This is a genomic window from Phycisphaerae bacterium (assembly GCA_035275405.1).
GTDB lineage: Bacteria > Planctomycetota > Phycisphaerae > UBA1845 > UTPLA1 > DATEMU01.
This window is the reverse complement of sequence record DATEMU010000013.1, coordinates 249134-276026: the sequence shown is the minus strand read 5'-3', so window position 1 is coordinate 276026 and position 26893 is coordinate 249134. Positions and strand designations below refer to the sequence as shown.

At 60.0% G+C, this 26893-nt stretch carries 20 protein-coding genes; 14 read left to right on the top strand and 6 right to left on the bottom strand.

Annotation, left to right across the window (positions count from 1 at the left end):
- Nucleotides 1–159: 159 nt before the first annotated feature.
- Entirely contained in the window at nucleotides 160–510 is a 351-nt protein-coding gene (locus VJZ71_16520; GenBank protein ID HKQ49679.1) for a hypothetical protein, read from the bottom strand.
- Between the two features lie 257 nt (nucleotides 511–767).
- On the opposite strand from VJZ71_16520, the gene VJZ71_16515 reads away from it, so the two are divergent.
- Entirely contained in the window at nucleotides 768–992 is a 225-nt protein-coding gene (locus VJZ71_16515) for a hypothetical protein (GenBank protein ID HKQ49678.1), read from the top strand.
- On the top strand, nucleotides 982–3276 hold the full coding sequence (locus VJZ71_16510) for a terminase gpA endonuclease subunit (protein HKQ49677.1): 2295 nt from the start codon (nucleotides 982–984) through the stop codon (nucleotides 3274–3276). The genes VJZ71_16515 and VJZ71_16510 overlap by 11 nt, the downstream gene beginning before the upstream one ends.
- Before the next feature lie 81 nt (nucleotides 3277–3357).
- Here the strand turns inward: VJZ71_16510 and VJZ71_16505 are convergent, their stop codons facing one another.
- Nucleotides 3358–3744 (bottom strand): DUF2294 domain-containing protein, encoded by a 387-nt coding sequence (locus tag VJZ71_16505; protein ID HKQ49676.1) that lies wholly within the window; start codon nucleotides 3742–3744, stop codon nucleotides 3358–3360.
- 266 nt (nucleotides 3745–4010) lie between these two features.
- Entirely contained in the window at nucleotides 4011–8594 is a 4584-nt protein-coding gene (locus VJZ71_16500) for a S8 family serine peptidase (protein ID HKQ49675.1), read from the bottom strand.
- Between the two features lie 353 nt (nucleotides 8595–8947).
- Between VJZ71_16500 and VJZ71_16495 the strand changes: the two genes are divergently transcribed.
- Both VJZ71_16495 and VJZ71_16490 read left to right on the top strand, forming a co-directional pair.
- Nucleotides 8948–9580: a sigma-70 family RNA polymerase sigma factor gene (locus tag VJZ71_16495; GenBank protein HKQ49674.1), complete on the top strand. Its 633-nt coding sequence runs from the start codon at nucleotides 8948–8950 to the stop codon at nucleotides 9578–9580.
- An 11-nt stretch (nucleotides 9581–9591) separates the two neighbouring features.
- Nucleotides 9592–12483: a serine/threonine-protein kinase gene (locus VJZ71_16490; GenBank protein ID HKQ49673.1), complete on the top strand. Its 2892-nt coding sequence runs from the start codon at nucleotides 9592–9594 to the stop codon at nucleotides 12481–12483.
- Nucleotides 12484–12587: 104 nt separating this feature from the next.
- Here VJZ71_16490 and VJZ71_16485 read toward each other — a convergent pair whose 3' ends face one another.
- Nucleotides 12588–13676 (bottom strand): integrase core domain-containing protein, encoded by a 1089-nt coding sequence (locus VJZ71_16485; GenBank protein ID HKQ49672.1) that lies wholly within the window; start codon nucleotides 13674–13676, stop codon nucleotides 12588–12590.
- Between the two features lie 261 nt (nucleotides 13677–13937).
- On the bottom strand, nucleotides 13938–14354 hold the full coding sequence (locus VJZ71_16480; GenBank protein ID HKQ49671.1) for a hypothetical protein: 417 nt from the start codon (nucleotides 14352–14354) through the stop codon (nucleotides 13938–13940).
- Between VJZ71_16480 and VJZ71_16475 the strand changes: the two genes are divergently transcribed.
- From VJZ71_16475 to VJZ71_16430, 10 genes are all read left to right on the top strand, one after another.
- Nucleotides 14342–14911 carry a putative Ig domain-containing protein gene (locus tag VJZ71_16475; GenBank protein HKQ49670.1) on the top strand — a complete coding sequence of 190 codons (570 nt, stop codon included), beginning with the start codon at nucleotides 14342–14344 and terminating at the stop codon, nucleotides 14909–14911. The genes VJZ71_16480 and VJZ71_16475 overlap by 13 nt on opposite strands.
- Before the next feature lie 49 nt (nucleotides 14912–14960).
- The gene (locus VJZ71_16470; protein HKQ49669.1) at nucleotides 14961–16151 is read left to right on the top strand and encodes a glycosyltransferase; all 1191 of its coding nucleotides are present in this window, start codon (nucleotides 14961–14963) and stop codon (nucleotides 16149–16151) included.
- Nucleotides 16126–17394 carry a glycosyltransferase family 4 protein gene (locus VJZ71_16465; GenBank protein ID HKQ49668.1) on the top strand — a complete coding sequence of 423 codons (1269 nt, stop codon included), beginning with the start codon at nucleotides 16126–16128 and terminating at the stop codon, nucleotides 17392–17394. Before VJZ71_16470 ends, VJZ71_16465 begins: the two co-directional genes overlap by 26 nt.
- Nucleotides 17384–18691, top strand: coding sequence for a glycosyltransferase family 4 protein (locus tag VJZ71_16460; GenBank protein ID HKQ49667.1), 1308 nt, complete (start codon nucleotides 17384–17386; stop codon nucleotides 18689–18691). The genes VJZ71_16465 and VJZ71_16460 overlap by 11 nt, the downstream gene beginning before the upstream one ends.
- Nucleotides 18688–20559 (top strand): ABC transporter ATP-binding protein, encoded by a 1872-nt coding sequence (locus tag VJZ71_16455; protein ID HKQ49666.1) that lies wholly within the window; start codon nucleotides 18688–18690, stop codon nucleotides 20557–20559. Before VJZ71_16460 ends, VJZ71_16455 begins: the two co-directional genes overlap by 4 nt.
- On the top strand, nucleotides 20553–21881 hold the full coding sequence (locus VJZ71_16450; GenBank protein HKQ49665.1) for a phosphotransferase: 1329 nt from the start codon (nucleotides 20553–20555) through the stop codon (nucleotides 21879–21881). The genes VJZ71_16455 and VJZ71_16450 overlap by 7 nt, the downstream gene beginning before the upstream one ends.
- Nucleotides 21882–21883: 2 nt before the next feature.
- The gene (locus VJZ71_16445; GenBank protein HKQ49664.1) at nucleotides 21884–23212 is read left to right on the top strand and encodes an aminoglycoside phosphotransferase family protein; all 1329 of its coding nucleotides are present in this window, start codon (nucleotides 21884–21886) and stop codon (nucleotides 23210–23212) included.
- Nucleotides 23213–23214: 2 nt separating this feature from the next.
- Complete coding sequence (locus VJZ71_16440) at nucleotides 23215–23916, top strand: type II secretion system protein (GenBank protein ID HKQ49663.1); 702 nt, start codon at nucleotides 23215–23217, stop codon at nucleotides 23914–23916.
- A gap of 24 nt (nucleotides 23917–23940) precedes the next feature.
- On the top strand, nucleotides 23941–24603 hold the full coding sequence (locus VJZ71_16435) for a thermonuclease family protein (protein ID HKQ49662.1): 663 nt from the start codon (nucleotides 23941–23943) through the stop codon (nucleotides 24601–24603).
- 275 nt (nucleotides 24604–24878) lie between these two features.
- The gene (locus VJZ71_16430) at nucleotides 24879–25391 is read left to right on the top strand and encodes a hypothetical protein (protein ID HKQ49661.1); all 513 of its coding nucleotides are present in this window, start codon (nucleotides 24879–24881) and stop codon (nucleotides 25389–25391) included.
- 55 nt (nucleotides 25392–25446) lie between these two features.
- Here VJZ71_16430 and VJZ71_16425 read toward each other — a convergent pair whose 3' ends face one another.
- Nucleotides 25447–26838: a HAMP domain-containing sensor histidine kinase gene (locus VJZ71_16425; GenBank protein ID HKQ49660.1), complete on the bottom strand. Its 1392-nt coding sequence runs from the start codon at nucleotides 26836–26838 to the stop codon at nucleotides 25447–25449.
- Nucleotides 26839–26893: the final 55 nt, after the last annotated feature.

Below are 26893 nucleotides of genomic sequence, written 5' to 3'. Positions count from 1 at the left end.
GGGCGCGCCGCTGGCCTTCTTGGCCTTGCCCTTCGTCGGTTCCGCCGCCGTCGCCTTGGCGGCGGCCTTCTTCGTGGTCTTGTTCTTCTTGCTCTTACTCATCGATCTACTCCTTACAAAAGGTTCTGCCGCGCCTACGCGACGCGGCGTTGTTCACAATCATTCGCCGTAGATGAATTCTGCGAGGCCGGCAGCCAAGAGGTCGACGATCTTCTGGGCGAGCGGCGTGGCGGCGGGGATGTCCGCGCCGCGATCCCAATTGAAAACCGTCGCGCGGTCCTCGCTCCGCCGGAGCCACAACTTGGAGATGCGGCTGTCGTCCAGTTCGTAGGATTCCGATTGGGCGTGCTCGGCGAAGACCAACGCCTCGAAATGGTGTCCGGCAATCGCTCCTGTCACCCACGCCCCACCGCTGTGGGTGCGGCGCTGGAGCTTCTTGATCTCCATCGAGTCCAGCAGGTCGAGGGCGTCGTCTTCGTGTTCGGTTGGGTTGGCGTTCTCGGTCATCATCGTTTTTTCCTTCGCATGTACGCCCCATGCGTACAATCCCATGAGGGCGACTCTCGCGACCGGAAGCAAGGCCTTTTGGCCGTAATTCCGGCCGGAATTCGCAGAATCTTTATTGGTTATTTACGCCAGATCGCCGATCGTCAGGCGCGCCAATTGCATGGCTGCGGTCCCTGGCCACGCGCCCCGGCCCAACCGGCGTACCGATGCCACGGCCATGACATTGACCCGGCCTTCCCAAAGTCCTGGAGGGCGGCGTAATGGCGGCGGAGGTCGCAAGCCCGGCCCGGCCCGCGCTGAATCCCAATGCGCTTTCCGTGGATGATGCTGCGCGAATGCTTAGCGCAGCGGGTGGACAACTCATCACCGCCGAGATGATCCAGGCCGACCTCGCCGCCGGCGCGCCGGTGAATGGCGACGGCACGATCAATCTCATCCATTACGGGGCCTGGTTGGTGAAGGAGATGGCTGCCGATGCCAATTAACCCGGCCAGCCTCGGTCCGACGGAAGCGGTCATCCTCCTCAATAGCACGCCCGTGGGTGAAGTCGTCAGCGAGCGGCAACTCTATCGCCATCGCGAGCGAGCCGGCTTACGGATTACGGCCTCCGGCGACATCGCGAAGATCAATTTATTGAAGTACGTGGCCTGGCTGGTCTTTGAGCGCCACCGGCCCCGCCCCGAATTCGATGGCCTGAACAGCTACGAGGCCCAAAAGCAGCGGGCCCTCGATCGGGCCATCGTCCTCTCGCGGTCGAGCCGCGACATCGGCGAGCTGCCGGCCGTCGTCAAGCCCGAGCGCAAGGCGAAGGCCGAAAAGGACTTCCGGTACTTCTGCGAGCAGTATTTCCCCAAGACCTTCTGCCTGCCGTGGTCGGACGACCACCTGAAGATCGTCAAACTCATCGAGCAGGTGGTTCTCGTCGGCGGTCAGTTTGCCATCGCGCTGCCCCGCGGCGGCGGCAAGACCGTCCTGTGCGAGACCGCCAGCGTCTGGGCGCTGCTCTACGGGCACCGCCGCTTCGTCGCCATCGTAGGGCCGGACGAAGGCCACGCGATGGACCGGGTGAAGAACCTGCGGACGGAATTCGAACATAACGACCTGCTTTACGAGGACTTTCCAGAGGTTTGCGTGCCGATCCGCAAGCTCGAGTGCGTCAATCAGCGGCGATTGCTCTATCGGGACGTCTATGTTCACCTCGAATTCACGGCCAAACGGATCATTCTGCCATCGATCCCGGGTAGCAAGGCGGCCGGCGCCATCATCGAAACGGCGGGAATCACCGGCCAGATCCGGGGAATGAACTACAAGATGCGTGACGGAACCTCGCTGCGCCCGTCGCTATGCATCGTGGACGACCCGCAAACCCGCGAATCCGCCCACAGCCCGAGCCAATGCGCCCAGCGCGAGCGGATTATTAACGGCGACATCCTCGGCCTCGCCGGGCCCGGGGCCAGCATCTCCGTTCTGCTGCCCTGTACCGTAATTCAACCCGAAGACCTGGCCGAGCGGCTCCTCGATCGTGAGAAGAACCCGCAGTGGCACGGGCAGCGGACCAAGATGGTCTATGCGTGGCCGAAGAACGACGAACTGTGGTCTCGATACGCGGCCCTGCGGCGCGATGCGCAGCGAACTTGCGGCGGAAACCTGGTCCAGATCGCCGAGGAATGCAAGGCTTTCTACGCGAAACACCGCGAGCAAATGGACGAGGGAATGGCCGTCGCCTGGTCTCATCGCCGCAAGGATGACGAGCTTTCGGCCGTCCAGCACGCGTGGAACCTTCGAATCGACCTCAAAGACGAGGCTTTCATGGCCGAATATCAGAACGAACCGCTCAAAAGCGAGTCGGATTCACTGCCGGCACTGACCGCCGACTTCATCGCCGGCAAGACCAACGGCATCAAGCGGGGGATCGTCCCGCTGCAGGCCCACCACCTCGTGGCCTTCGTCGACGTCCACGACGCCCTGCTCTACTGGACGGTCGCAGCCTTCGGCGACGACTTCACCGGCTGGGTTGTGGACTATGGAACCTACCCGGATCAAAAGAAGCGGAGCTTCACGTTGGCGAAGGCGACCCAGACGATGGCCCTGCGGGCGCCCGGGGCCGGAAAAGAGGGAGCGATCCGCGCCGGGCTGGATGCCCTGGCGGCGAGACTGCTCGATCGCGAGTGGCATCGCGAAGACGCATCGGGCGTGCGGGTCGAGCGGTGCCTGGTCGACACCGGCTACGTCCCCGACGTGGTCTATGATTTTGTCCGTCATTCGGCCCACGCCTCGATCCTTCTGGGCTCGCGGGGCTTTGGGATTGGGGCCAAGAACCGGCCGATCACGGAATACAGCCGCAAGGCGGCGGAGCGGTTGGGCTGGAATTGGATCGTTGCGCCGACGGCGGACCGGCGGACGCGGTACATCCGGTTCGATACCAACCACTGGAAGTCGTTTCTGCAGGCCCGGCTCGCGGCAACCCACGGCGACCGAGCCTCATTGTCCTTGTTCGGGCGCGACCCGCGGGACCACGACCTGTTCGCCCAGCATCTGACCGGCGAGTACGCCGTGTTGGTGACGGCGAACGGGCGGACCGTCGCGGAATGGTCGCCGAGCCCGCAGCACGAGAACCACTGGCTGGATTGCGTGGTCGGCTGTTGCGTGGCGGCGTCCCTGTGCGGGGCGAAGCTGGAAGGCGCGTCGAGTCAGCGTGTGGTCCGCAAGCGCAAGAGCTTCGCGGAATTGCAGCAACAGGCGCAACAGCGCCGGGCGGCGATGGGGTGAGCGTGGCCAGGGGCAGGAAGCCGGTGAAAAAGTACTGCGTCGTCGGCGGCGCCGTGACCGCCTCCATCCAGGGCGAAGAGTTTAAGCAAACTGAGTTTTCGTGGGTGACTCAGCGAGGGTGAAGATAACGACTTTTTCGCCTGTGTCGGTGCTGATGTCGTGGTGCAGGCTCAACACCTTCGTTCCGGTTATCATTTCGATGATGGCTTCCAGCGCCGGCCGCGCCGCCTCGATCAGTTGAGCCCGGGCATATTTGAGCAAGTTCCTCCCCTTTTCGTTTGGGTGCGACATGACCAGGTGCTTTTCAGCCGCGCTCAAGAAGCCAATAAGGCGCACCACGATGAGATCGCCAATCAGGTGGGCGCGAATGTCTTTGGGGTCCCGGCCCATGTATTCTTGCTCGAACCGGCCGACCCCTTGGGATATGGCGGATTCGATTTCTTCTCGCGATTTGATAGAAACCTCCAAGCCTTGGGAATACTCAACCTCGCTTATCCCAACCTAGTTGATACAAACATGCAATAGCCAACAGGACCGGCACCCAAGCATCGGGAGCCGACGAGCGGCCATGGGCTCCAGGCGTGTTCTTGGGGTTGGGCCGTCGCCGCCTCCATCCAGGGCGTGGAGCGGGCGGAGATGAAGTTCAACGCGCACGTCTGATACTCCTTCTTATGTTGCGGCAATCGATCCCAGCGCCGGCGGGTTCCCCCCCGTGTCGATGGCCTCGACAACCACTAGGGACAGCCGATTAGCATGGCGTCTACGAATCCGGATATGTCCGCGGCGGTTACCATACCGTCACCATTCATGTCACCGCAAGCACATCCCGGCGGCGGGTCGGCGATGCAGACCATGAAGGGATGAATGTCGCCGCCGTTCAACTTTCCGTCTCCATTCATATCACCCATGCAGGGACACTTGCATTTTCCGCTCGAGCCGGCGGCGTAGATCGCATAGACCTCCGCGGGCGTCAGGGCCCGATTAAAAAACTCCACCTCGTCGATCGCGCCCTGGAACGCTGCGGAGGAGCTGCGGCCGCCGATCTTGAATGTTTCGCCGTTGGAGATGTCGCCGGCGGCATTCGTGGGATCAAACGTCGTCGGAACTCCATCGACGTAAACCTTCCCTCCCGTCGGACTGTTGCGAATGACGGTCATGGCCACATGATGCCATCGGGCATCGTCAATTTGGCCGGCCTGGGCGCCGGCATTGCCATTGAAAAAGATACTTGTGACGAGTGATCCATTGAGTCGCCCCTGTCCATCAATTCCCAACGTGTAGCCTATCATGTCGCCCGGATCGGAGGGCGGGTTTGGTGCACGGACATAGAGCTTTTCGACGATGGAATGAGAAACCTGACCGACCGGATTGGTTTTGACCCATGCGTCGATGGAAAAGTCGCCGGTTCCGGCATTTAGAGCGTCGGCATCAGGGTTCGGCACGATGCTGGGCGGGGGATTTCCGCCATAGTTTCGTGCCAGCCCGACCACGCCGGACACGACCGAGGGGCCGGGATCACCCGAATTGATCGCGTTCTGCGGCGTGCCGGAGATGTCGTCATAGACCGTCGCGCCGATTGCCTCATCCAGCGGCCACCAGCCGATCATTCCGCTGGGCGGCGTGACGCACGGGCACAGCGGCGACGGACAGCAGCGGCCGGTAGGGTCATTAAATGCTCCCTGAACGTTGATCCCTCCTGGTCCGCTATCGTGGTCGACGACTACGTCAATCTGGTTTTCACCAGGGCGAAGCAGCGGCTGAAGAAATGCGGCGGCATACACATGATTTGTACAGGGGCCAAAAGCAGGATCGACGTCGAAGAGAAAGTGTCCATTCAAAAACACCGAGGCGCCAAATTCAGAAGAGTCAGCCATCACGCAAAGAGACATGCTGGGATTGGAGAAGCGGGAGTCGAGACAGAATGAATATCGATACGTATACAACCCGGATGTGAGCGTTACGTCGTTAGGATTCTGCGATGCGGAAATCCACCCGCCGCCGCAGTTTGTGCACCACCCCGCCGCCTGCGCTACCGCATTGGGCACATTGGTTGTCGCGAAGGGCGTTAGGGGGTTTCCCTGAGCCGGTGCGGATACGACCTGCCAGGAATTAAGCAGCGGGCCAGATGGACCTCCGACTAGACACTCCGTACATCCCCCCCCAAGGCTCACACTCGAGGCGTTTGCCTGGCATGGGCAGTTTCCGAAGTCGATATTCGTTTGTGGTGCGCAACCAAGCGCCACCGTTCGTGCATTGCAACGCGGCAGCGTTTGGACGTAATTGGATTGGGCAGTTTCTAGGACTGAATAGGATCCGGTTGGCAGACCATTGATCGAATACTGACCGAGAGGACTGCTGCTTGTGACCGCATGATATTGGGCGCCGGTGGCTTCGTTGATGGCGGTGATGGTCCACCCCGCCAGGCCTGGTTCATTTGAATCGTGGACGCCGTCGCAGTCGTTGTCGATGAACTTGGTGCCGCTGATCGAAGGATTGCACAAGCAAATCTTGATGTTGTCGACCATAAAGTCGTTGTTTGTGGAATTCAACTCGGCAGCAAGTTGCAGGACCATGGAGGACGAGGTCGCTGTGAAAGTTTCGGAGAAGTGCTGCCACTGGAGCAGTGGCGTTGGTACATACGTCCAAGGGGGTAAATCGCCGATTGAAACCGAGAACGACCGTGTGTTGATCGAGCCTGGCGGGTTGTCATTGTAAAGTCGGCTCGCGTAGTCCCCCGATAGCTCATAGGAACGCCCGACCGACAAGGAGGTGATCGTCTGTGTAAGAATAGGGTCCGAATTTAATGCCCCGAAGAGCCAATAAGCGGCCGACTGATTAATCGAAGGCGGGAGTAATCCGCCGCTTGGATCGACGCCGGATGGTGTCCATCCAAAGTTGAAGTTTGGCCAGGGTTCTTCAAAAGCCCCATTGACTACATGCATGCAGTCCATCGTTGAATCGTGTGCGCGAAAGCAGACGTTATCGAGTCCTCCTGTGTCAAACCCGCTTGCGTATTCCCCTTTAATATCCAGCCATTTCAAATCCTTCAGCACGGAGAATAATTCGCCTGGGGCCAACGGCGATGAATCGCAGATATGATGCCAACCTGCGGACTCGTCCAAAGGAATGCGTACTCGCATCCACGTGTTCAGCGGGAAGCAAGAAGGGCCATGGTGGGCGATTGGGGGACCGGTATTGGGCTCAAGAATCAGAATGTTTGGCGAGAAGAGGAAGTAAGAGGGGTCGCAGTAATCCGCACCGCCAGTCTTGACATCGAACCATAAGTCCTCGCCAAAGTGCGCGGACTGATCTCCAACGAAAGCGGCCGGAGCACGAAAATAGAAATCCACGTTTGAGAAATCATCAGACGCACTGATGTAGCCTCCTGGATTCCCTTCAATGGGTTGGGGAAGCACTGTATGAGGATTGGGGGTATCGACAATTGCGCAATCATTACCCGGGCCGTTGATATTTTCGCGATCTATCGCGGTCCAATCTTGAGTCCCAAATCCGGAACTAAAATGGGAGCAAGGCGTGGCCGATGACGAATTATCAATGTCGATCACGTTGCGATCTTCACTTACGATGAGAAGTTGAGTGTCTTTGGTCACGAGCCGCAGCGTGTAGACCCCAGAAAATGAGGATGTATCCCAGGACGCCAGTACGCCAAAAGGCTGTGGCGCAGTTCCCTGCGGAGACACCAGGGTCCAGGTCTCCGGAAGATTACCTTCGCCGTACCAAACTTCATAAAACTCAAAACTGCTTGCCGTGGCCGAGCCAACGATTTCGATGGTTCCGCTGACGGTTTGGCAGTTGTATGGCGTAGTGATGGAGGCGACGGGTGGCGGCGTGTTTCCCTGCAATGGCAATGCTCGATTCAATGCCGCCTGGGCGTCAATGAGTCCGTAGCCAGAGTAGAGGTCAAAATCCGGAGGAATGATATTGGGGTTAGCGCTCTGCTGAATGACGTGTTTGACCTGCTCAGAGGTCCATGTCGGTTGCATTTTCCTGATAAGCGCGGCGAGGGCCGAGACGTAAGGAGCGGCCATGGAAGTGCCGGCATGGGGTTCATAGCCTCCACTGAGGACGGTCGAAAGAACGTCGGTCTGGGAAGTGCCTCCACCTGAGCCCCCCGGCGCGCCCACGTCCACCTTGACTCCAAAGTTTGAATAGGTCGCCTTGGAAACGGGTACGTTGGTCAACGCCGACACGCTCATACTGTTTTCACTGTTACTCGGATTAAAGAGGCATGTCTCGAGGTTGGAGTTTCCGGCGGCTGAGACAACCAAAACGTTGTTATCGCGCGCGTAATCCACCATCGAGTCGATCGTGGGGTTCCGTCCCAATCCCCCCCAACTGTTGTTGATCACGCTGGCGCCGTTGTCCACGGCGTACTTGATGCACGGGGCGAGGGTCGATGTGTAGCCAATTCCGTTGGCGCCTAGTCCTCGAACAACCATAATCCGGCAGTTGTAGGCCAGCCCCGCAATGCCGATGCCGTTGTTTCCTACGGCGCCGATGATCCCGGCGACGTGCGTGCCATGTCCCATGAGGTCCTGTATCGCGTTGTTTCCGCCTTGGATGGGGTTGCCATTGGCGTCGAATCTGGCGAAGTTCCAGCCGTTGGTGTCGTCTATGAAGCCGTTGCAATCATCATCAGCGTTGTTGAAGCCCGCGCAAGAGATGCCCGGCGGATTATCGCCTGGCGGGTCATTGTTAACCCAGATATGGGCGGCGAGGTCCGGGTGGGTGATGTCGACGCCCGTGTCGATCACTGCGACGATGACATCAGTCCCGGTCGAGTTGTCCCACGCCTGACTGGCATTGATCATGTCCAGAGCCCATTGAGAGCCGTCAACATAGAAGGGGTCATTCGGGGTTACGAAGGCTTCGGCTATGAAATCAGGTTGGGCAAAAAGTACATCGGGGTCGCCGCTCAGCGATACCACTGCCGCGGGAATATCCGTTTCTTTAGCGATGGAGATAGTGAAAATTTGATCGACTTCAGTTGCTGCGGCTTTGGACGACGGGATGAGAGGATCAACTCCAGTTGCCCTATTCTCGGTAAGCTTAGTTCTGAGTGCGGCCGGAATAGGCAGTGCCGGAAATGCGATTTTTTGTGCGACCGCTGCGCGAAGAGGATTCGCGGCCTCAGGCCGAAGCTTCACGATGACCACTCCGGGCCTAAAGCCTTGATTCTTGACGGGATCGGGTATCACGTCGCCCTTCGCGTTCCTCGCAGACACCGTCAAAATTATCGAAAATGACACGGCGAGAAATCCAAGCACGGAATAAAGCAATGGTCTGGATTGCAACATGGCGGAAACTCCTAGGACAGGCGATACGATTCCTCAGATGGTGGCCCGGCTACGCCATGCCCGGCACTACTTCCAATACTGGAGTCGACTTTGGTTCCTGACAGATCGGGCCTAGTTTTTTCAGTGGCCGCGCTTTTGGCTTTTTTTTCCAAGAAATGTGATGTTTGAACCCGGAAGAGGGCGGGGTAGAGTCCGAAGTAGCCCCCGAATCTTAGGCCGCACCAAAAAGCTTGGCGATTAGGGAAGCTAATTCGCGTTTAGAACGGCCGCTTTCGGCTATACCGGACAGAACAGTCCATACCCACCAACCCACTGTGCCCGCCGGCTTGAGGAAAACCTCAGGAGTTGCTATCATGCAAACCGCCTTTCCCCTTCAGGTCCGGGCTATGCAACTCACCTCACGAACCACGACCGCGCTGTTAGAAGATTTGCTGAACCCCGCCGCGCAGGAAGTCTGGGAAGCGCTCGATGCGCGGTTTAGGCCGATTATCCGGGGGTTTTCACTCAAGCTAGGCTTGGGAGAAGCGGATGCTGACGACGTCACCCAAGAGACCCTTACCCGGGTCGTAAAGTACTACCGCCAAGGCAGCTACGATCGCAGCCGCGGGCGTCTTTCGTCGTGGGTGATTGGCATCGCCCGAAACTGCATCCTCGACTGGCAAGGGGCGGCCTCGCGGCGGCGGGAGCGCCGCGGCGAATCCGCCTTGGTCCAGCTGTCAGATCACGAGACCTTGAACGGTATATGGGATGAAGAGTGTCGCCGGGTAATCCTCGAAAACGCGATGCGCGAACTGCGGGAGGAGACCCGGCTGGAGGCCAAGACGATCCGGGCGTTCGAGATGATTGCCTTCGAGGAACGCTCCGCCTCCGACGTATCCGCGGAGCTGGGGTTGAGCCTTGACTCGGTCTATGCCGCGAAGAACCGGTGCCTGACGCAATTGCGTGAGATCATGTCCCGGCTCACCGACGTTTATGAACTGGTCTGAGAGGAGCGGTCATGTCCGCCTGCCCGCCGCTACATGTTCTGGAGGATGCGGCGGTCGGCAAGGCGAACGGCGACGGGGGGATCTCCTCTCACTTGGCGTGCTGCGCGCCCTGCCGCAGCACCCTTGAAGACATCCGGCAGAACAATGCGCTGTTGACCCAGATCACGACTGTCGCGCGTGCCACGCGCTCTCGTCGAGAACGTCGGCTCGATCCGCTGGTCATGGATGACTACGAGATCCTGGAGTGCGTGGCCCAGGGCGGCCAAGGGGTGGTCTACCGGGCGATTCAAAAGAGAACCAAGCGGTGTGTGGCACTCAAGATGCTCCACGGCGGCCACTTCGCCACCCCGCGTCAGCGCGGCCGCTTCGAGCGGGAAGTGGAGCTGGCCGCGGGACTGCATCATCCCAACATTGTCACCGTCCATGACAGCGGCATTACGCCGGATGGACGGCCCTTCCTCTCCATGGCGTTCATCGAGGGCCGTCCGCTCGACCAGTGGGCACGGTCATGCCGAGCTGAAAGCACAGTTGGGCAGACTCGGACCCGGCTGCTCGAAGTCTTCATCAAGGTTTGCCGGGCCCTGAGCTTTGCGCATCTGCGGGGAGTTCTGCACCGCGACCTGAAGCCGGGCAACATCCTGGTCGACGCCAACCACGAACCCCACATCGTTGATTTCGGTCTCGCCAAGCTGGTCGATGGCGAGGCAGCCTTCAGCGCCACCTTAACCGGGGAATTCATGGGCACGATTGCCTACGCCGCCCCCGAACAGGTCAGTTGCGGGGGTAGCCAAGGCGATGCCCGCAGCGATGTCTATGCCCTCGGGGTTCTTCTCTACGAGGTACTGACCGGCCAGCTCCCTTTTCCCGTTTCCGGCGCAATTGCCGACGTGGTGCGCCAGATCACGACCACTGAGCCATCTGCTCCATCGCGGGTGATCGCGTCGATTCCGGCTGATCTCGACACGATCACGCTGAAGGCTATGGCCAAGGACATGAACCGTCGCTATCAATCCGCGCTCGACCTGGGCGAGGACCTACGGCGATTCCTGGCCAACGAACCCATCATTGCCCGCAGCGACAGCACCTGGTACGTGCTGCGCAAGGTCGCTCATCGTCACCGCAGAACGCTCGTCGCGGGAGCGGCCGTCACGTTTGCACTTCTCATGGGTGCGGTCGCCATGACGGCCTACGTGGTCTTCAGTGCCAGAGCCAGCGCCGCGCGATCCCAGGCCATTGCCGAGCTGGAGCGGGCCGATGCCCTGTCGCTAGTGATGCATTCGATCGTGCAGCCCCGCTCGGCAAATAGCGGAAGGGAAGACTACGCCTCTCGCGACATGAACCGTTTCGAAGAACAAATCCGGCTGGGATGGCTCGCCGGCAGCCCTCGACGCGAATCGATCGCGGCATCTTTACTGGCTGGAGTCTACCTTGAGGGCGGCGCCCTCTGGCCGGCCGAGGAATTGACGCGTAAGGCCAACATTTGGGCGCCGCATGAAACGGGAGCAAACCAACGAGAAGCGGCGCGCGGTCTGAGCAACCTGGCGGAAGTCCTCCTCGCCCGAAAGCGTCTATCAGAAGCTATCCATTATTGTGAAAGGGCACTTGCGATTGATAAGGAAAGCACCGGCAAAGGAGGCATTGAGGCCGCGCGAGATGCGGAGCTGCTTGCGCGTATTTATTTGGCAAAGGGCGAATTCGATACGGCCTCCGTCCTCGCCACTGACGCGGTGAGCGTTCAGTCTGCGAAGTTGGGCGAAGAAAGCTCCGACTTGGCCCGAAGCCTCGATACTCAGGCCGCGGTATTACTCGCCTTGGGCCGATTCGAGGCGGCCCAGTCTGCGTGTCTTCGGGCACTGAAGATTCGACTTACGGTACTCCAGGACGAAGATTCGGCGGTCGGCCAAAGCCTGCGCCGGCTGGCGGCAATTATTGAGCGCTCATCGGGAGACGCCGTTCATCTGGCGATAGCGAAATCGATTGGGGCCGAGACATATACCGAGTTGGGGGCTGGACTTCGTAGCCTGGCCGACGACCTCGGCCACCTCGAGATGCCTCGCGGCGCGGGCGCCACTTCGCCAACGCCGGTTTCCGTCTTGCACCGGATGCTGGCCTTGAAAGAAGCCCTCCTGGGGCCGCTCCACAAGGGGCTCCTTTCCACCTTGGCCTCCTTGGGAGTGGAAGCCCATTTTCTTCAGGACTACGCCGGCGAAGTAGACATCATGACCCGGGCGTTGACGGTCATCGAGAAAATCCAGGGACCCCGCAGCCTGGCCTTCATTAATTGCCTAGATGGGCGGGCGGACGTGTTGGCGGGGATGGAACGATATTCCGAAGCAATCCCCGACCGAGAACGATCGCTGACGATCTGGTGGACGCTGCCGGCCGACCAGCGCGACGACTTCCATGCGGCCGTGAACGAGCGGGCCCTGGCGCTATGGATGTCACTCGATGGCCGCTACGAACAGGCGGCACAACGTTTCGGCCACTGTATCGAAATTATCAGCCGCGCGCAAGGCACAGACCAACACGTGGTCGCGTACTGTCACGCCGGGCGAGCCTGGGCGCTTTCGCGGCTCGGTCGAACGGAAGGGGTTGAGAGCGAGGCAAGAGAAGCCCTCGAGCTTGGGGAACAGTTAAAGGAATCAATGCCGGTCGGCCAAAGGAGTTGTCTTACTTACTTCGCGGGAAGCGTTCTGGCCGCGCAGGGCAAGCTCGACGAAGGCCAGCAGCTTATCCAGCTGGCTTGGGAGGGCGACGCTTATCATGTCCCGTTGCAGAAAAGGCTTCCCGACGATCGTTTTCGCCGTCAGGTGGTCGAGGACATGATCCGGATCTGCGTCACCCGCGGCGATGCGAACGGTGAAGGCCGGTGGCGCAAGGAACTCCAGGGAAATCGGAAGTGATTTCTGCGAATCCTAACCACGCTGGCCAAACAGAGCGAGCCGATTATCGGCATACGCCCTACCGACAAACGGCCTCCGCGAGCACAAATACGCGCTAGGCTTCTTCAAGCCGCACGGTAATAGTGCCGGAGCAGACCGCCTAGAAAACGTTGGCATTTGATCGGCTTGTTATCAGCGATCGGCACCTCTTCAATGCCTACTGGCGGACCCGTCGCGGCCTCTGGGACCGTGCGATTCCCCAGGCTCTGATGCGGTCGATACGTGTTGTAGAAAGCTGCATAGGTCTGGGTGATGTGGTCGAGATGCCCACGACCGAAACAAGTGAAGTGATTTAGGCACTCTCGCCTAATGGAGGCAACCCAGGACTCGGCAAATGAATTGGCCTCGGGCACCAATCTGGGAATTTTGACGATCGTGACGTCGGCATCCTTAAAGAGCCGATCGAAGGAACCCGAATACTTGGTGTCTCGGTCGCGAATAAGGAACCTGGGCTTTACGCCCCGATCCTCCAGCCACATCATCACATTCCGGGCCTGCTGCTCGACCCATCGACCATCCGGGTTGTATGTCGCGGGACTTAGGAAGACTCGGCGAGTACCGACATGGATGAACATCAGGACATAGGCCAGCTTCGGGCCCAGGGGCGTAATCACGGCCTTGGTGAAGAAGTCACAGGCCACCATGGTCTCTAGGTGCAGGCGGAGGAACTTGCGCCAGACGGTCTCCTCCCCGCGGCTTCGTCGAGTCGGTGAGGGCGTCAGACCTGATTGTCTCAAGATTCGCTTGACCGTGGTCTTGGCCACTCTCAACCGTAATTTCCGGAGCTCGCCCACAATACGGCGATATCCCCATCCGGCATTCTCGTTGGCGAGGCGCTTGATCAGGGCCCGGACATTACGGGCAATCTTCGGCCGGCCGACCGGCTTGGGACAGCGCCCTTCTCTTTGTTCGACCAGCCAGCGGCGGTAGGTCTGAGGGGACACGATTCCAATGACACCAGCGACGTCGTGCTTGAGTTCAGCGCCAATGGCCAGGAGACGAAGGCGGTCGTCTGGACTGGGGATGACCCGGTTGCCACCCAGCTTTCGACGCAGTATGTCTACTTGGGCGTTGAGGAACCGAACGCGGGCGTCGCGACGGGCGGCGTTGGCTTCGAACAGGAGGTGCATGACGGCATAAATCCAGCGTGACATGACGAGCTGTGCCTCTTTTCCAGATGATCACAAACGAAGCAATGACAAGCCTCCGACATTTTGACACCCCTCTCACGCGATGCCAACCCGGCTTCGGCTCGCTCTGTGAGATCCGACCGATCCACCTCAACATTTCACAGCCCTCTTGGAGAGTATCCCGCGCCTCGTAACTTGATGGGGTTGGGTTCGCCCGAGTAAACACAACAGGAAAAGTGTCTCTGTTGCGCGCATCGCCTTTGTTCGAAGACGGTGTGGTCCCCTCTACGCCGGGGTACGAGTTTGGGTTCCTTGCGCAAAGCCGCCGATCAGATTCCCGTCCGCGGAGAGCACCGACGCGCGGTCGCCGCCGGATCCGACCGGCGTCAGGAATTGCAGTTCCTGCATCCCCGTCGCCTCGGTCCAGCGATATCCGCGGCCGCGGCAACCATCCCAGGATAAGCCGACCGCGACGCTGCCATCGGCGGAGAGTTCGTAGCCGTTGCTTCTGCTGGGACATTCGAGGGCGTTTGGCAAATAGCCGAGGCTCTGCCAGCCGCCTACAGCCGTCCAGATCGCCGCGGTCTCGCCAAGATCCGGGTCAGGGCTTTCGGGATCGGGGATGTCTCCGAGGACCGTTGTGCCGTCGTCCGAGACGGCTGTCGCCCTGGTCCCCTCCACTATTCTGGATGCGCGACGCATTCCCAGGTGCGCCACTACAGGAGTTTGAGGCCGTTGCGGTCGATGAAGCGAACAAAGTCATCTACATCGGCGACGAAAAAGGGCAGGGCGTTTTTGTCCTGACAGCACCGCCGCCGTTCTCGATCTCAACCATCTCCCCCCTTTCCCAGGGTACATCGAGTCAGCCCTATTCCCAGTCCCTCAGTGCGACGGGCGGTTCAACGCCGTATAGTTTCTCGCTCATCAACGGCTCGCTTCCGACCGGTCTAAGCCTCTCTCCGGCCGGCGCCATCTCGGGCGTGCCGACCACCTGCGGCAGTTACACCTTTACGGTCCAGGCACAGGACTCGTCAATGCCATTCCAGTCGGATTCAAAGTCGTTTCTTATGAATATTTCGTTTTCCGGCCCCGCCGGCGATGTCACGACCGATGGGCTCGTAAACGGGAATGACGTTCAGGGATTCACTGCCGCGTACCTCGACCCCAACTCGGGCATCTGCGGCGCGGACCTGAACGGCGATTTTTCGGTAAACGATGTGGATGTCCCTTTGTTTGTGAGCGCCTTGTTGGCTCCGTGAGCGGCTCACGAGATTTGCAATTGGACTCCATTCTTCCCGGAGAGATGCCATGCGAGTAATGGCAGTATGTCATGACAGTGTCGGAATCGGTCATATTCGCCGCACGATGGCCATTGCTGAACGGGCGACTCAGGCCATCCCCTCCTGCCGCGTGCTCGTCGTGAGCGGCGAGGCGCACACGCCTTTTTTTGCATTGCCGGAGCGTGTGGACTACGTCAAGGTTCCCTCGATTTGCAAGGGCCCCGACTACCGTTATACCGCTAAGTCGCTGGGGGTCAGCTTTCAGGACGCGTTGAGGATTCGATCGGCGATTCTGACCGCCACTACCGCGAGTTACCGCCCCGATGTTTTTTTGATCGACAAATCGCCCTTGGGCGTCCAAGGGGAGGCGGAATCGGCATTAAGGCTCGTGCGCGATCGCTCGCCCAACTCGCGCGTCATATTCGGCATGCGCGACATCGAGGATGCCCCGGAACGTACGATCAATGAATGGCGCAAGGGCCGGCATCTGGATGCGCTCAAGCATCTCGTCGACGAAATCTGGGTCTACGGTAGCCGTAACGTCTTTGATGTCGTGGAGGCTTACCAACTTCCGGACGCCATCTCCGAAAAAATACGCTACATGGGCTACATCGCGCGCCGATCCTGTCAACATACATCGTGCAGTGCCGGCCGGGGGGCATCTGAAAGAAGATTGCTGGTAACCGTTGGGGGGGGCACGGATGGCTACCGACTGATTGATCAGTACCTTTCGAGTCCCGTCGTTTCGGCCAACGGTTACTCGGTCCAAACGACGATTGTCGGCGGACCGGACCTGCCCAGACCCCAGGCGGAGAAGTTGCGTGCTCGTGCCGCAGAGTATCCGTCGATCCAATTCGAAGATTTCGTGCCCTGCATGGATTGTGCTTACAAAGAGTCCGACGCGATCCTGTGCATGGGGGGATACAACACGATGGTCGAGGTCGTCAAGTCGGGCAAGCCGATGCTGGTGTATCCGCGCGTCGAGCCTCGATTGGAACAGTACATTCGCGCGCGCCGTTTTAACAATCTCCATTACTGCCGATTGCTGGATCCGAATTGCATGACGCCGGCGACCATCCAAGCGGCCGTGCAGGACATCCTGGCGAATGGCAATGGTACCCCGACTAAAGAAATCGATCTCGACGGACTCACGGCAGTCGCTTCGCGGCTGTCGGAATTGGAGGCCTCGCTCCGTGACGAAATGGCTGTATTTGTCTAGCGATCTGGGAATTCCCCTCGACGGGACCAAGGGTGCGAGCGAGCACATCCGCGCGATTACGCGGGCCCTTGCTTTCGCCGGCGCCGACGTCACCGTGCTCGCTCCGCGGGGAGAACTGCCGCCCGATCATCCGGCGTCACGAAGGGAAGTGGCTGCTGGAATAGAGGCCCGCGTTATCGGCGATGAACTTCGGCGGTGGCTGGATGACGTTGACGCGAATACGGGCTTGGCCAGCGAATTTTCGCAGATGCTCTACGACGCCCGCCTGGCCGACGCCTTGGCACAGCCCGATTTCCTGCCGCCGGTCGATGTGGTCGTCGAGCGTCTCTCGCTCTTTGCCACGGCGGGCCGGAGGTTCGCGAAGTCGTGCGGCGCTTCCTACCTCGTCGAGATGAACGCCCCCCTGGCCCAGGAAGCCGCGACCTACCGGGAGTCGGGATTACAGGAACTTGCCCGCGACTTGGAGGCTCGCACTCTCCGCGAAGCCGACTTAGTCATGACCGTGTCGGACGCCCTGCGAGAGTACGTCGTGGACCGCTTTCATCTTCCGGCGCACCGCGTCGTCACGGTCGCCAATGGCGTGGAGCTGGAGATGTTCTCCGCGTCGCGAGACGCGGAGTCGGCGCGTCGCGCGGCGGGAGTCCCTCGCGAAGCGGTCGTCTTTGGATTCGTGGGGACGCTTCGACCGTGGCACGGCGTGGATGTGCTCATGGAAGCGTTTGCCAAAGTTTGCGTCGCAATGCCAAACGCGCACTTGTTGATTGTCGGGGACGGTCGAAAGGTGGAACGCTATCGTGCCCGCGCCGGTGAGCTACAGATCGGCGACGCCGTGACGTTTTATGGAAGCGCGCGTCATGAAGAAGTGCCCTCGCTCCTTGCGGCCATGGACGTCGCCCTGGCGCCGTACCTGCCTCAGCCGACCTTCTATTTTTCACCGTTGAAGCTCTACGAGTACTTGGCCGCCGGACTGTGCGTGATCGCCAGCCGAGCCGGGCAGATCGCGGAACTGATCCGCCACGATCACAACGGACTGCTCGTTACCCCGGGCGACATCAATGACCTCGCTCGCGCCATGCTGCGAGCCGGTCAGAGTCCCGAGCTGCGGAAGCGGTTGCAGCTTCACGCCAAGTCAAGCGTTTCAACGAGAGGATGGAGCCAGGTCGCGGCGACCATTATTGAACTGGCAAACACCGTACGCCGCGCATTGCCTTGCCGGATTCAGGAGCACGCCCATGTCAGCTGACAACGCGACATTGCGGGTCGGTGAGCCGGCGGTCGCCTACCTGTTGCAGGTGTTCCCAAAGTATTCGGAGACGTTTATCGTCAACGAGATTCTGGAACATCAGAACCAGGGCCGGCCCGTTCGGGTGCTATCCCTTCGGCTGCCGAGGGAAGGCCGTTTCCACGGCTGCCTGAAAGACCTGGAGAGCGCCTCCGAGTACATCCCCGAGAGTTTCTGGGACAGCCCCGCCAAGATTCGCGAGGCCGCGTGGACTGTGATGAAGCACTCCGCTTCCGGCCTCCCCCGCATTATTCGTCGCTGGGGGGCCGGGGACGTGACCTTTCGAGACCTATGGCAAGCGATGCTGGTTCGTCGCTGGGCGGCGCGTCGAAATGTCCGCCACGTTCACTGCCATTTCGGCGGGTTCGCGGCGACGGTGGCCGCACTCTCACGGATGATCGGCGGTCCGACATTCTCTGTAACGCTGCATGCCCATGAGATCTTCCGCGAAAGCGTCAACCGGCGGCTGCTCCGCCGCATCATCGAACTATCCGCGTTCTGCGTGACGGTGTCTCAGTTCAATGCCCGCCATCTCGAACAACATGTCGGCGCCGACCCCGCCAAGATTCGTGTGCTCTATAACGGTATTCCCCTCGATCGCTTCACATTCCATACGGGTTCTCGCGAACCCGGCACGATTCTCAGCGTTGGACGACTGATTGAGAAGAAAGGATTCGTCTATCTGGTACGCGCTTGCAGGTTGCTCGCCGACAAGGGTCTGCTCAAGCGGTGCGAGATTGTCGGCGAGGGACGTGAAGAGGATCGGCTAAGAAAGGAAATCAAACGGCTTGATCTCGGGAGTTTCGTTCAGTTGACCGGACCGTGGCCACAGGAGAGAGTTGCGGCCGCTCTTTCTCGATGTGCTGCGTTTGCGCTTCCCTGCATTCGCGCGGCAGACGGAAACATGGATGCGCTTCCGACCGTGCTTCTGGAGGCCATGGCCGCGGGGTGCCCTGTGGTCTCCACCCGTCTATCGGGAATTCCGGAAATCGTAGACGACGGTCGTAGCGGCCTACTCGTGGAGCCGAATGACGAGACCGCGCTGGCCACCACACTTGAAACGGTGCTTAAGGACGCAAGCCGAGCGCAAGTAATAGCCGAGGCGGGGCGCCGCCGCGTCGAGGAGTTGTTCGACGTCCGCAAGAGCGTGGCCACGCTGGGCGAGTGGCAGCATCGGGCCGCGGGACCCACGCGCGATTGCCGCGCTGCGCTTCCGAGTCACGCCGAGGCAGTCTTGGTTACGGAGCAAGCCCGGTGACAAGGTGGCGAATCAAAACCGTCCGCGGTTCACTTGACCTGCGGAAGTTCTGCGGAACGCTGATCTACTTCATCGGCATGTTGCGCGGTCATGGTTGGGTGTTGACGATCGCGTTTCTCGTCAATCTCGTGACCATCGGGCTGACGCTGGCCGCGCCCTGGCCCGTGCAGGTGGTCATCGATCACATCATTCTCGACAAACCGTATACGCGCTGGCTGACCACCGTGCTGAGCCACTCGAATTCCCCTGCGTCACTGTCGATCGATTCGCTACTACTGGTGAGCTGCATGGCCGTGGTGGGCATCGCCGCGGTCATTGGGTTTACCGACTACGTCGCCCAATTGCTCCAGGCCGGGGCGGCGCATCGGATCGGCAATTCGCTTCGCCGACGGTTGTTCAAGCACCTTCAGTGCCTGTCGCTCAACTTCCATCAAAGCGCCAGGACCGGCGATCTGCTACTTCGGCTGACGGGCGATGTGACGATGGTGCGCGATATGCTCGTGGATTCGCTCTTCGATCTCGCCCAGTCCCTCCTGCTGACCGCGGCCTACCTCTTCGTCATGTTTCAATTATCGCCGCGGCTCGCCTGGATCGCCCTTGGCACCCTTCCGCTAGTCGTTCTCATCTCGATGATCATGTCGATCAAGCTCCGCGCCGCTGTCAAGAAGGCTCGCGAGAAAGAAGGGGATCTGATCAGTGTCGCCGGAGAGGTCCTTGCAAGTATTTCCCTGGTGCAAGCTTTCACGCGCGAACAGGAGGAAAAAGAACGATTCTCGCGCATGGGTCGCTCCTCCCTCCGCGCCGGGCTTAAGACAGTACGGTTGGAGACACAGCTGGCCCGGTCGGTCCAGATCGTCACGGCCTTGGGCACCTGTGGAATCCTGTATGGTGGCGTGGGAGAAGTTCGGATGGGGATCCTGACACCGGGAATGCTCATCGTCTTCCTGTCTTATTTCAACGGATTACTCAAGCCGATTCGGCAGATTTCAAAAACCGCCGGTCGAATGGCCAAGGCCTCGGGTTGTGCCGAACGAATAAAAGAAATACTGGAAACTGAACCGGAGATCAAAGATAGCCGCGGTGCGGTGGCGGCGCCGCCCCTTGCGGGCCGAATCACATTCGACGACGTCTCGTTTGGCTATCGAAGCGACCGCGAGGTTCTCCAGGATATCCGCTTTGATATCCTGCCGGGGCAGCACATTGCCCTCGTCGGGCCCACCGGCGCCGGCAAGAGTACGCTGATCAAGCTCCTGCTGCGCTTCTTTGACCCAACCCATGGCGCCGTGTGCTTCGATGGCGTTGACATTAGAGATTACACGGTCGAATCTCTCCGTCGCCAGATCAGCGTCGTTCAACAGGAGACCGTGCTTTTCGGTACGACGGTTGGTGAAAATATCGCCATGGGCCGCGCGGGGACGACCCTCGCGGACGTTCGCGCGGCCGCCGGCACCATCGGCATTGACGACTGGATCATGGCCATGCCGAATGGGTACGACACCAAGGTCGGCGAACGGGGCGTGAACTTTTCCGGCGGCCAGCGCCAACTCATCGCTTTGGCCCGCGCGGTCGTGCGAAACGGCCGGATTCTGATTTTCGACGAACCTACCACGGGATTGGACAGCCGTACAGAAGCCACGGTGCGCGCCGCCCTGCGGACCGTCATGCGGGGCCGGACCACGTTGATCATTTCCCACGGTGCACGCCCCCTCGCGGATGTCGACCGGGTCTTCGTTATGCGCGAGGGTCGAATTGTTCAGGAGGGCACCGGCGCCCAACTGCTGGAACAAGCCGGGCTTTTCCGCGAACTCTTTGCAAGCGAAGAACGCGAGCCCGAAGACCTCCCCGCGGAGAAGGGGGCAACGTGGTGAAAACCCGCACGTCTACGATCTCAGAACTTCCGCACGACGTGGCCCTGCCGGGGCTCGCCGTCGCTGCTCCCGACCGCATGCTGGAGATCCTTCGGGATTCTCCGTCTTTCGCGCCCGCCAACGAGCGCGAAACATGGCAATCGTGCACTATGATGGAAGCAATCTACCAACCCGGTCGCGCGTGCCGGATTGCCTATGCACTGGGCCCGGACGGCGCGAACGAACGGCAAGATCTTCTTTATGCCCGTTGGGACCCGCAGACCCGCCAGCATGAAAGTGCGGTTCAGCTCTGGGGGGAGGGCCATGGTTTTGAGGTTTATCGCTATCCTCGTGATCGACGCATGAGGCAGATTCGCTCGATGCGGCGGGATACGTGGCTGCGAAGGGCATCGGAAACCTGGTTTCGGCAGGCATGGGGTGAGGGCCGCTTTGCTGACGAAGGGTGGAGGTGCACACCCATCAAGTATGTGCCCGAGTCACGCCTGGTGTGCCGTCTCAAGGGCCATTGGACGGGCGCGGGCGACGATAAATGGGCCAGGGCCTATGTTCGAATCTCGCGGCGCAACGATGCCGAACAGCACCATCGCGCCCTGATCAGGATTCGCGACGCCTTGGCGGCCGGAGGAGCCGCGGTCACGACGCCGTCCCCTCTGGGGTGCATGCCCAATCGACACCTTTTGGCCACAGAGTTTGTTCGTGGGCGTTCGCTCAAGGAGCTGGCCCAGAATGGTTCAGCGGATGACGTTGTTGCGACAGTAGGAAAGCTGGCCTCGCTTTACGGATGCCGTCCTGATTTGGAGGGACAGGAGTCTGCGTTCGGCACTGATCGAACCCAGGACATGCTGCGCGATCTTTCATACGGAGGCCATGATCGGGCCGACGCGTGCAGAGAATTGGATTCGTGGTCTGAACAGCGGCCTCCCCAACCACTTTCAACCGGACTTGTCCATGGCGACCTGCATTGTGGACAAATCATCCATCGCGGCGATCGGGTATGCGTGGTCGATTGGGAAAGGGCAGCGCTGGGAGATGGAACGCAGGACATTTTAAACCTCGCCTTGGAGCTTTCCGAAGCCTCTTGGTTGCAGACAGATTATCCCGACTCCGGCATCGATCTCGCCTCGGCTTGCGTTGAAGCATGGCGGTCCGCCGGTGGACCGTGGAATGAAAACGCCGTGCGCTGGTGGGCCGTTCGATCGCTCGTATTGCGCGCCTGGGGACTGATGCGCCACCTTCGACCTCAATGGCCATCGTCGGCGCGCCATCTGCTTGATCGAGCCGTACAAGTTTGGAATTGCGGCCTTGGATTTGTGGAGTCCTAGTTTTGAAACGGATTCTGGAAAGTCCAAAGTGCGATTCGGACGGTGATCACGCCGCGCGCTGGATCGAGCCGGCCGCCGTGCTGGATCGACTCCGACGAGAGGCACTCATCCCACGAGGGTGGAAGGTCCGGGAGCTACTTATTCAGCGCGTTTTTCCGGCCAAGCCCAGCAGCTTCGGGGTCCAGTATCGGCTCGTCGTGCACCATGCGCGGCAGGGGACGGCACAGGGCTCGGTCTATCTTTCACCCCTTGTGCAATCGGTCTCTCGGCCAATGCCTGCGTTGAAGATCGATCCGACCGGCGTGTTCACCCTTACGGGGCTCGCTGTTCCCGTCGATGGCGGCCGTATGCTCCTCCATACGGCGGACCGAGATCCACAACTCCCCGATCTTCGCGCCGCAACATCACCGCTCGCAATGTCGCGCCGTTTGAAGCTGGGGTACCGGGCGCGATGCAGATGCCTCAGTTACCGTCCAGGAAAGCGGTGCACCCTGGCCTATGTCGACAAGCACCAGAGCGAGCGCTTCGTCGTCGGCAAGGTCTTTAGCAACGGACTGTTTGATTCGGCGCCGGCCCTTCATCGCCGCGTACGGGCCGCTCTGCAAAAAGCGACATCGGACCCCTTCGAGATTCCGCGGGTGCTGCGGTCGCTGGCCGACCTTCGAATGATCGTCTTTACGGGCGTGCCGGAGGTAAACGGTATGTGCCGGACAGATCTTGCCGTCGCTGCCGGGAGGGTACTCGCCGGACTGCACGAGATTCGCAATGCCACGCACACGCCTTTTCGCATTGAGGACGAGACAAAGGCCGTAGAGCGTTGGATTATCCTGATCGACCGCCTGCGCCGGCTGGATTCGCGAACGCGGCGACTCCACTTCTGGATGAAAAGGGTTGGCCGTCGTCTACAGCAGGGTCCGCGGGTTCTCTTGCATCGAGATTTTTACGACGCACAGCTCGTGGCGACGCGCGGCGGCTGGGCACTCGTCGACCTCGATACGGTCGGCGTCGGCGATCGGGAGCTGGACATCGCCAATTACGTCGCCCATTTGATTTGGAATGGCATTCGGACCTATGGCCCGCGAAAAGCGCGGCGCGAGGCGGCCACCTTTCTCCATAGCTATCTAAAGCGCCAACGCGGCAAATTCCCTGGACTGAACGGCCGACGCTTGAGATTCTACCTCGTCAGCTCCCTCGTTCGGGTCTCTCTGATTCATTCGCTGCGCTCGGGCGAGCAGGTCGCTGCGAAATCACTCCTGCGCGTGGCGGAGCGCTGGGCTCGATGCCCCGCCCAGCGATGCCTTCCCCGGCTCGTCAACTCACGAAAGGATTAGAAATGAACCACAAACTACAAGCTCATTTTGGCGGGACGAGAGTGAACCGGTTCGGCTTTACGATCATCGAATTGCTAGTTGTGATGGCCGTAATCTCGCTCCTCACGACGATCCTACTTCCCGCATTGTCCAACGCCCGGCGCAGCGCGCGACGAACGGAGTGCAGCGCGCATCTGCGCGAAATTGGCCTCGCTGCGTCGATGTACTTGCAGGCTGAAAAAACCTTTCCATCGCTCAACAACGAACCCGAAGACGGACATTGGCAATACAATTATGTCATTTGGGATGGTCGGGACTTTGATCACAATTTCGGTCCGATGGTCCAGACGAACCTTTTTCCCGATATGCAAGTTCCCTATTGCCCCACGCAGGAATCTCCCTACCATCGCCTCAACACTTTTGTAAACCCCTGGCCCGTCAAACAACTTCTTGATACCCGCGCGGGCTACGGTCGTCGTCCCAGGGTGACGGGGATGGACGTGACGCAGATGCCTGTGGGCTGGGCCCTTTACGCCGACCTTTTCCACACGCCGGACTATATCGCTTCGGATCATCGATCCGGCATAAACGCCGCGCATGTCGACGGAAGCGTGAGGTTCGTGTCGAATTTCGAATCACTCATCGATAATGACATGACCTTACCCACTTCTCTCATCGATAACCCAACGATGATGAAAATTTGGACCCGGTTGGACTCCAAATAGGTCTGAGGAGGAAGCATGGCGGTCATGAAATCAAAACGAATCCTCGTCGCGTTCTTGGTCGGCATTTTGCTCCTCGGGGGCGCCATCGCCGCGGCTTTCGTCTCCTCTAATGAGGGCGCCAGCGACCCCGCACAACAATTCGCCGGCGGAGGAAAAGTCAGACGCCTCTCAGGGGATCGCCTCAAGCTCAGGGATGGTCGAGACGTGGAGTTTGCCGGCGTGCGACTACCCTACGACCATGAGCCTTACGCCGAGGACTCCCGCCGCGTCCTGGCAAAATGGGTGGACGATGAAGGCGTCCGTCTCCAGTTCGACGAGTTGCGGGAACATCGCAAGGACCGCATTCTCGCCTATGTCTACGCCAACGATACTTTTATCAACGAGCGGCTGGCGCGCGAAGGCTTGGCGTTTGTGAAATTGCGAGCCGGGAATCGGCAGCACGCCGAGTTACTCCTCGAGGCCCAAGAGAGTGCGCGGGCGGAGCGAAAGGGCATTTGGAGCATCCTAACTCCCACGACCCAGGGTGAGATCCGGGGCGACGAAGCAGGTGCGACCTTTCATCGGCCTCATTGCGACAAGCTCCCGCAAAGTGTGACGTTGATAGAGTTGCAGGGAACCGCCGCGGCGTTCTCCAAGGGGATGGCCCCTTGCGGGAATTGCCGGCCGTTGGACGACACCGCTAATTGAGTGACGAATGGACCCAATACCGAACCATGTCCCAAAGTGTTCTTTCGTCTCAATGTGTACGTCGAGGTTCAACAGCACACCCCTCGCGGTGTCCAACCACACCGACCCCCCTCCGCGAACCCCGCCGATTCCGCACATTGGCCGCCAAAATCTGCGATTACCCTGAATCACGACGATTAACAAGCTCTGGCACGTGTCTTGCTTCTATGGGGGTCTTCATAGTGACCGGAACGGACCAGGCATAGGCCTCGAAACTCTAACTTGGGAGAAGTCGAATGATTAAGACTCATGTAATGGCTTTGATATTTCTCGGAACAGGCACGCTCCTGTTTGGACAAACGCAGGGATGCGATCTGTCGGCGGTTTTCAATGTGCTCCGGCCGAATGCCACAGCGGGTGCAGATGACAACTCTCATGAATCGGGAGACGACACCGACGACACTAGCGGATCGCCGGACGATCCGAGTGGAAACTCCGAGATTATTCTCGTCGCTCAACTTGGCGGCGGCGGGGCTGAACACGGCGATGCCGAATACCGTGAACGATCGGGCCGCCTGAAGCTCAACGTCGAACTGGAGGATGCGGTTCCCGGGTCGAGCCACGAGATCCGGGTCAACGGCGTTTTGATTGGAACGCTGATGATCGGACCGCTGGGAGAGGCGGAAGCTGAATTTGATACGAACGTAGAGCCTGAACATCTGCCCTGGCCGGACGCCCTAACCGAAGGCCTGAACATTGGAGATGTTCTCCAAGTGGGTTCGACCCAGGGAGCCTTTTCCGCACTCTGATGGGAGGAATCAACAGGGGAAGCTCGCGTCAATTGAATTCGGACCATCGGAAGGGTCAAGCCGTCGAGCGTTCCGAAGGGCCGGGGAATGCCGGCCCGCGTCTTGCGTCCGACCCCCCGGCGGCGACGGGTAGCGTCACGCGGAAGATACTGCCTTTCTCGCCGGGGGGGGCGGACAAATGCTCGATTTTCCCCAGGAGCGCTTCAACCGTCCGTTTGACGGAGGCGAGGCCGATTCCGGTGCCATGTTCTTTCGTCGTGAAGAAAAGGTCGAAGATATGTGATGCGGATTGCTGCGGCACGCCCGGGCCTCGGTCGCGAATATCAATGATGACCTGCCGGCCCTTCTTGCGGCAAAGGGCTGTGACGATTTCGCCGGTCGGCGAGTGGTCCAGGGCATTCGACAAAAGCTCGATCAGTATCGTGGCGAGTTCATCGGGGTCGGCCAGTATCAGACAGTCGCTTTCGCCTTGGATCTCCAGGCGGATCCCCTTAGTGTCGAAGGAGGTCTGCACCTCCCGACACGCATCCCGAATTGCCGCGGCGGCATCCAGTCGTGTCCGCGCCCGCTCCTCGCTCCGAGCGAATTTCAGCAAGCGGCTCACGCGACGGCTCAACTGGCCGCAAGCAATCAGCACGTTTTCCGCGCGGCGGCGCGAGTCGCCGTCGACCTGGCCGAGGTCCACGATCAACTCGGCGGAACTGCGGATCGCAGAGAGTGGGTTTTGGATGCCGTGCGCGACACTGGAGCACAGTTCACCGATGGTCGCCAGCCGTTCGCGACGCTCCGCCGCCAGTGACGCGTCGGTCTTCTGCAACTTCATGAAGAACCAGAAGATGCCGCCCAGTACGAGGACGAGCGCGCCAACGAATACCAGTTCATACTGTTCCTGTTGAAGAAGGATTTGTTGATGGCTCAAGAGCATCGACGCCGTGTGGTTCATCGTCGCTTCGTGCTCGCGACCCACAAGCTTCAGTGCGCTCGCCTGGTGCGCATCCATCGTCGCCATCGACTTGCCGGCCTCGACCAACGCCTCCGCCTTGGCGGACGGGTCGTCCGTCGAGGCGGCTCGCTCCATCCATTCGAATATCTTCTCTTCGGCCCGGCACATCGAATCCACTTCATTCCAGAAATCGGCAAGCTCGTTCGGTTCGATGTGCCCCGTCCTTCGTTGGATGTCGATATCACCCCGCAACTTTCGATATCGAATGCGCTCCGCTTCGACTTGTCGCGTCTCGAAGACCCGGTTTCCGGGCGCGTTCAGCGAGACCAGACGAAGACTCAACGACGTCAGGTCTCGCTGTTGGGCATCCAACACAGCCGCCCGATTCAGAAGTTCGCCGAAACGTCCGAGGGTGCGATGATGGAGCCACAGACTACCAATGATCACCAAAACGTCGAAAGTCGCTAAAGCGATGTAGTAGTGATACCATTTAATCCGTGCCATGGTCTCTCTTTTCTATTCGGATGCCGGCGCCGTGGTGGGGCGGGGCAGGACAGTA

Coding starts and splice junctions, on each gene's coding strand:
- VJZ71_16520 (HKQ49679.1), bottom strand. CDS start 510: ATGATGACCGAGAACGCCAACCCAACCGAACACGAAGACGACGCCCTC.
- VJZ71_16515 (HKQ49678.1), top strand. CDS start 768: ATGGCGGCGGAGGTCGCAAGCCCGGCCCGGCCCGCGCTGAATCCCAAT.
- VJZ71_16510 (HKQ49677.1), top strand. CDS start 982: ATGCCAATTAACCCGGCCAGCCTCGGTCCGACGGAAGCGGTCATCCTC.
- VJZ71_16500 (HKQ49675.1), bottom strand. CDS start 8,594: ATGTTGCAATCCAGACCATTGCTTTATTCCGTGCTTGGATTTCTCGCC.
- VJZ71_16495 (HKQ49674.1), top strand. CDS start 8,948: ATGCAAACCGCCTTTCCCCTTCAGGTCCGGGCTATGCAACTCACCTCA.
- VJZ71_16490 (HKQ49673.1), top strand. CDS start 9,592: ATGTCCGCCTGCCCGCCGCTACATGTTCTGGAGGATGCGGCGGTCGGC.
- VJZ71_16485 (HKQ49672.1), bottom strand. CDS start 13,676: ATGTCACGCTGGATTTATGCCGTCATGCACCTCCTGTTCGAAGCCAAC.
- VJZ71_16475 (HKQ49670.1), top strand. CDS start 14,342: ATGCGCGACGCATTCCCAGGTGCGCCACTACAGGAGTTTGAGGCCGTT.
- VJZ71_16480 (HKQ49671.1), bottom strand. CDS start 14,354: ATGCGTCGCGCATCCAGAATAGTGGAGGGGACCAGGGCGACAGCCGTC.
- VJZ71_16470 (HKQ49669.1), top strand. CDS start 14,961: ATGCGAGTAATGGCAGTATGTCATGACAGTGTCGGAATCGGTCATATT.
- VJZ71_16460 (HKQ49667.1), top strand. CDS start 17,384: ATGTCAGCTGACAACGCGACATTGCGGGTCGGTGAGCCGGCGGTCGCC.
- VJZ71_16440 (HKQ49663.1), top strand. CDS start 23,215: ATGAACCACAAACTACAAGCTCATTTTGGCGGGACGAGAGTGAACCGG.
- VJZ71_16435 (HKQ49662.1), top strand. CDS start 23,941: ATGAAATCAAAACGAATCCTCGTCGCGTTCTTGGTCGGCATTTTGCTC.
- VJZ71_16430 (HKQ49661.1), top strand. CDS start 24,879: ATGATTAAGACTCATGTAATGGCTTTGATATTTCTCGGAACAGGCACG.
- VJZ71_16425 (HKQ49660.1), bottom strand. CDS start 26,838: ATGGCACGGATTAAATGGTATCACTACTACATCGCTTTAGCGACTTTC.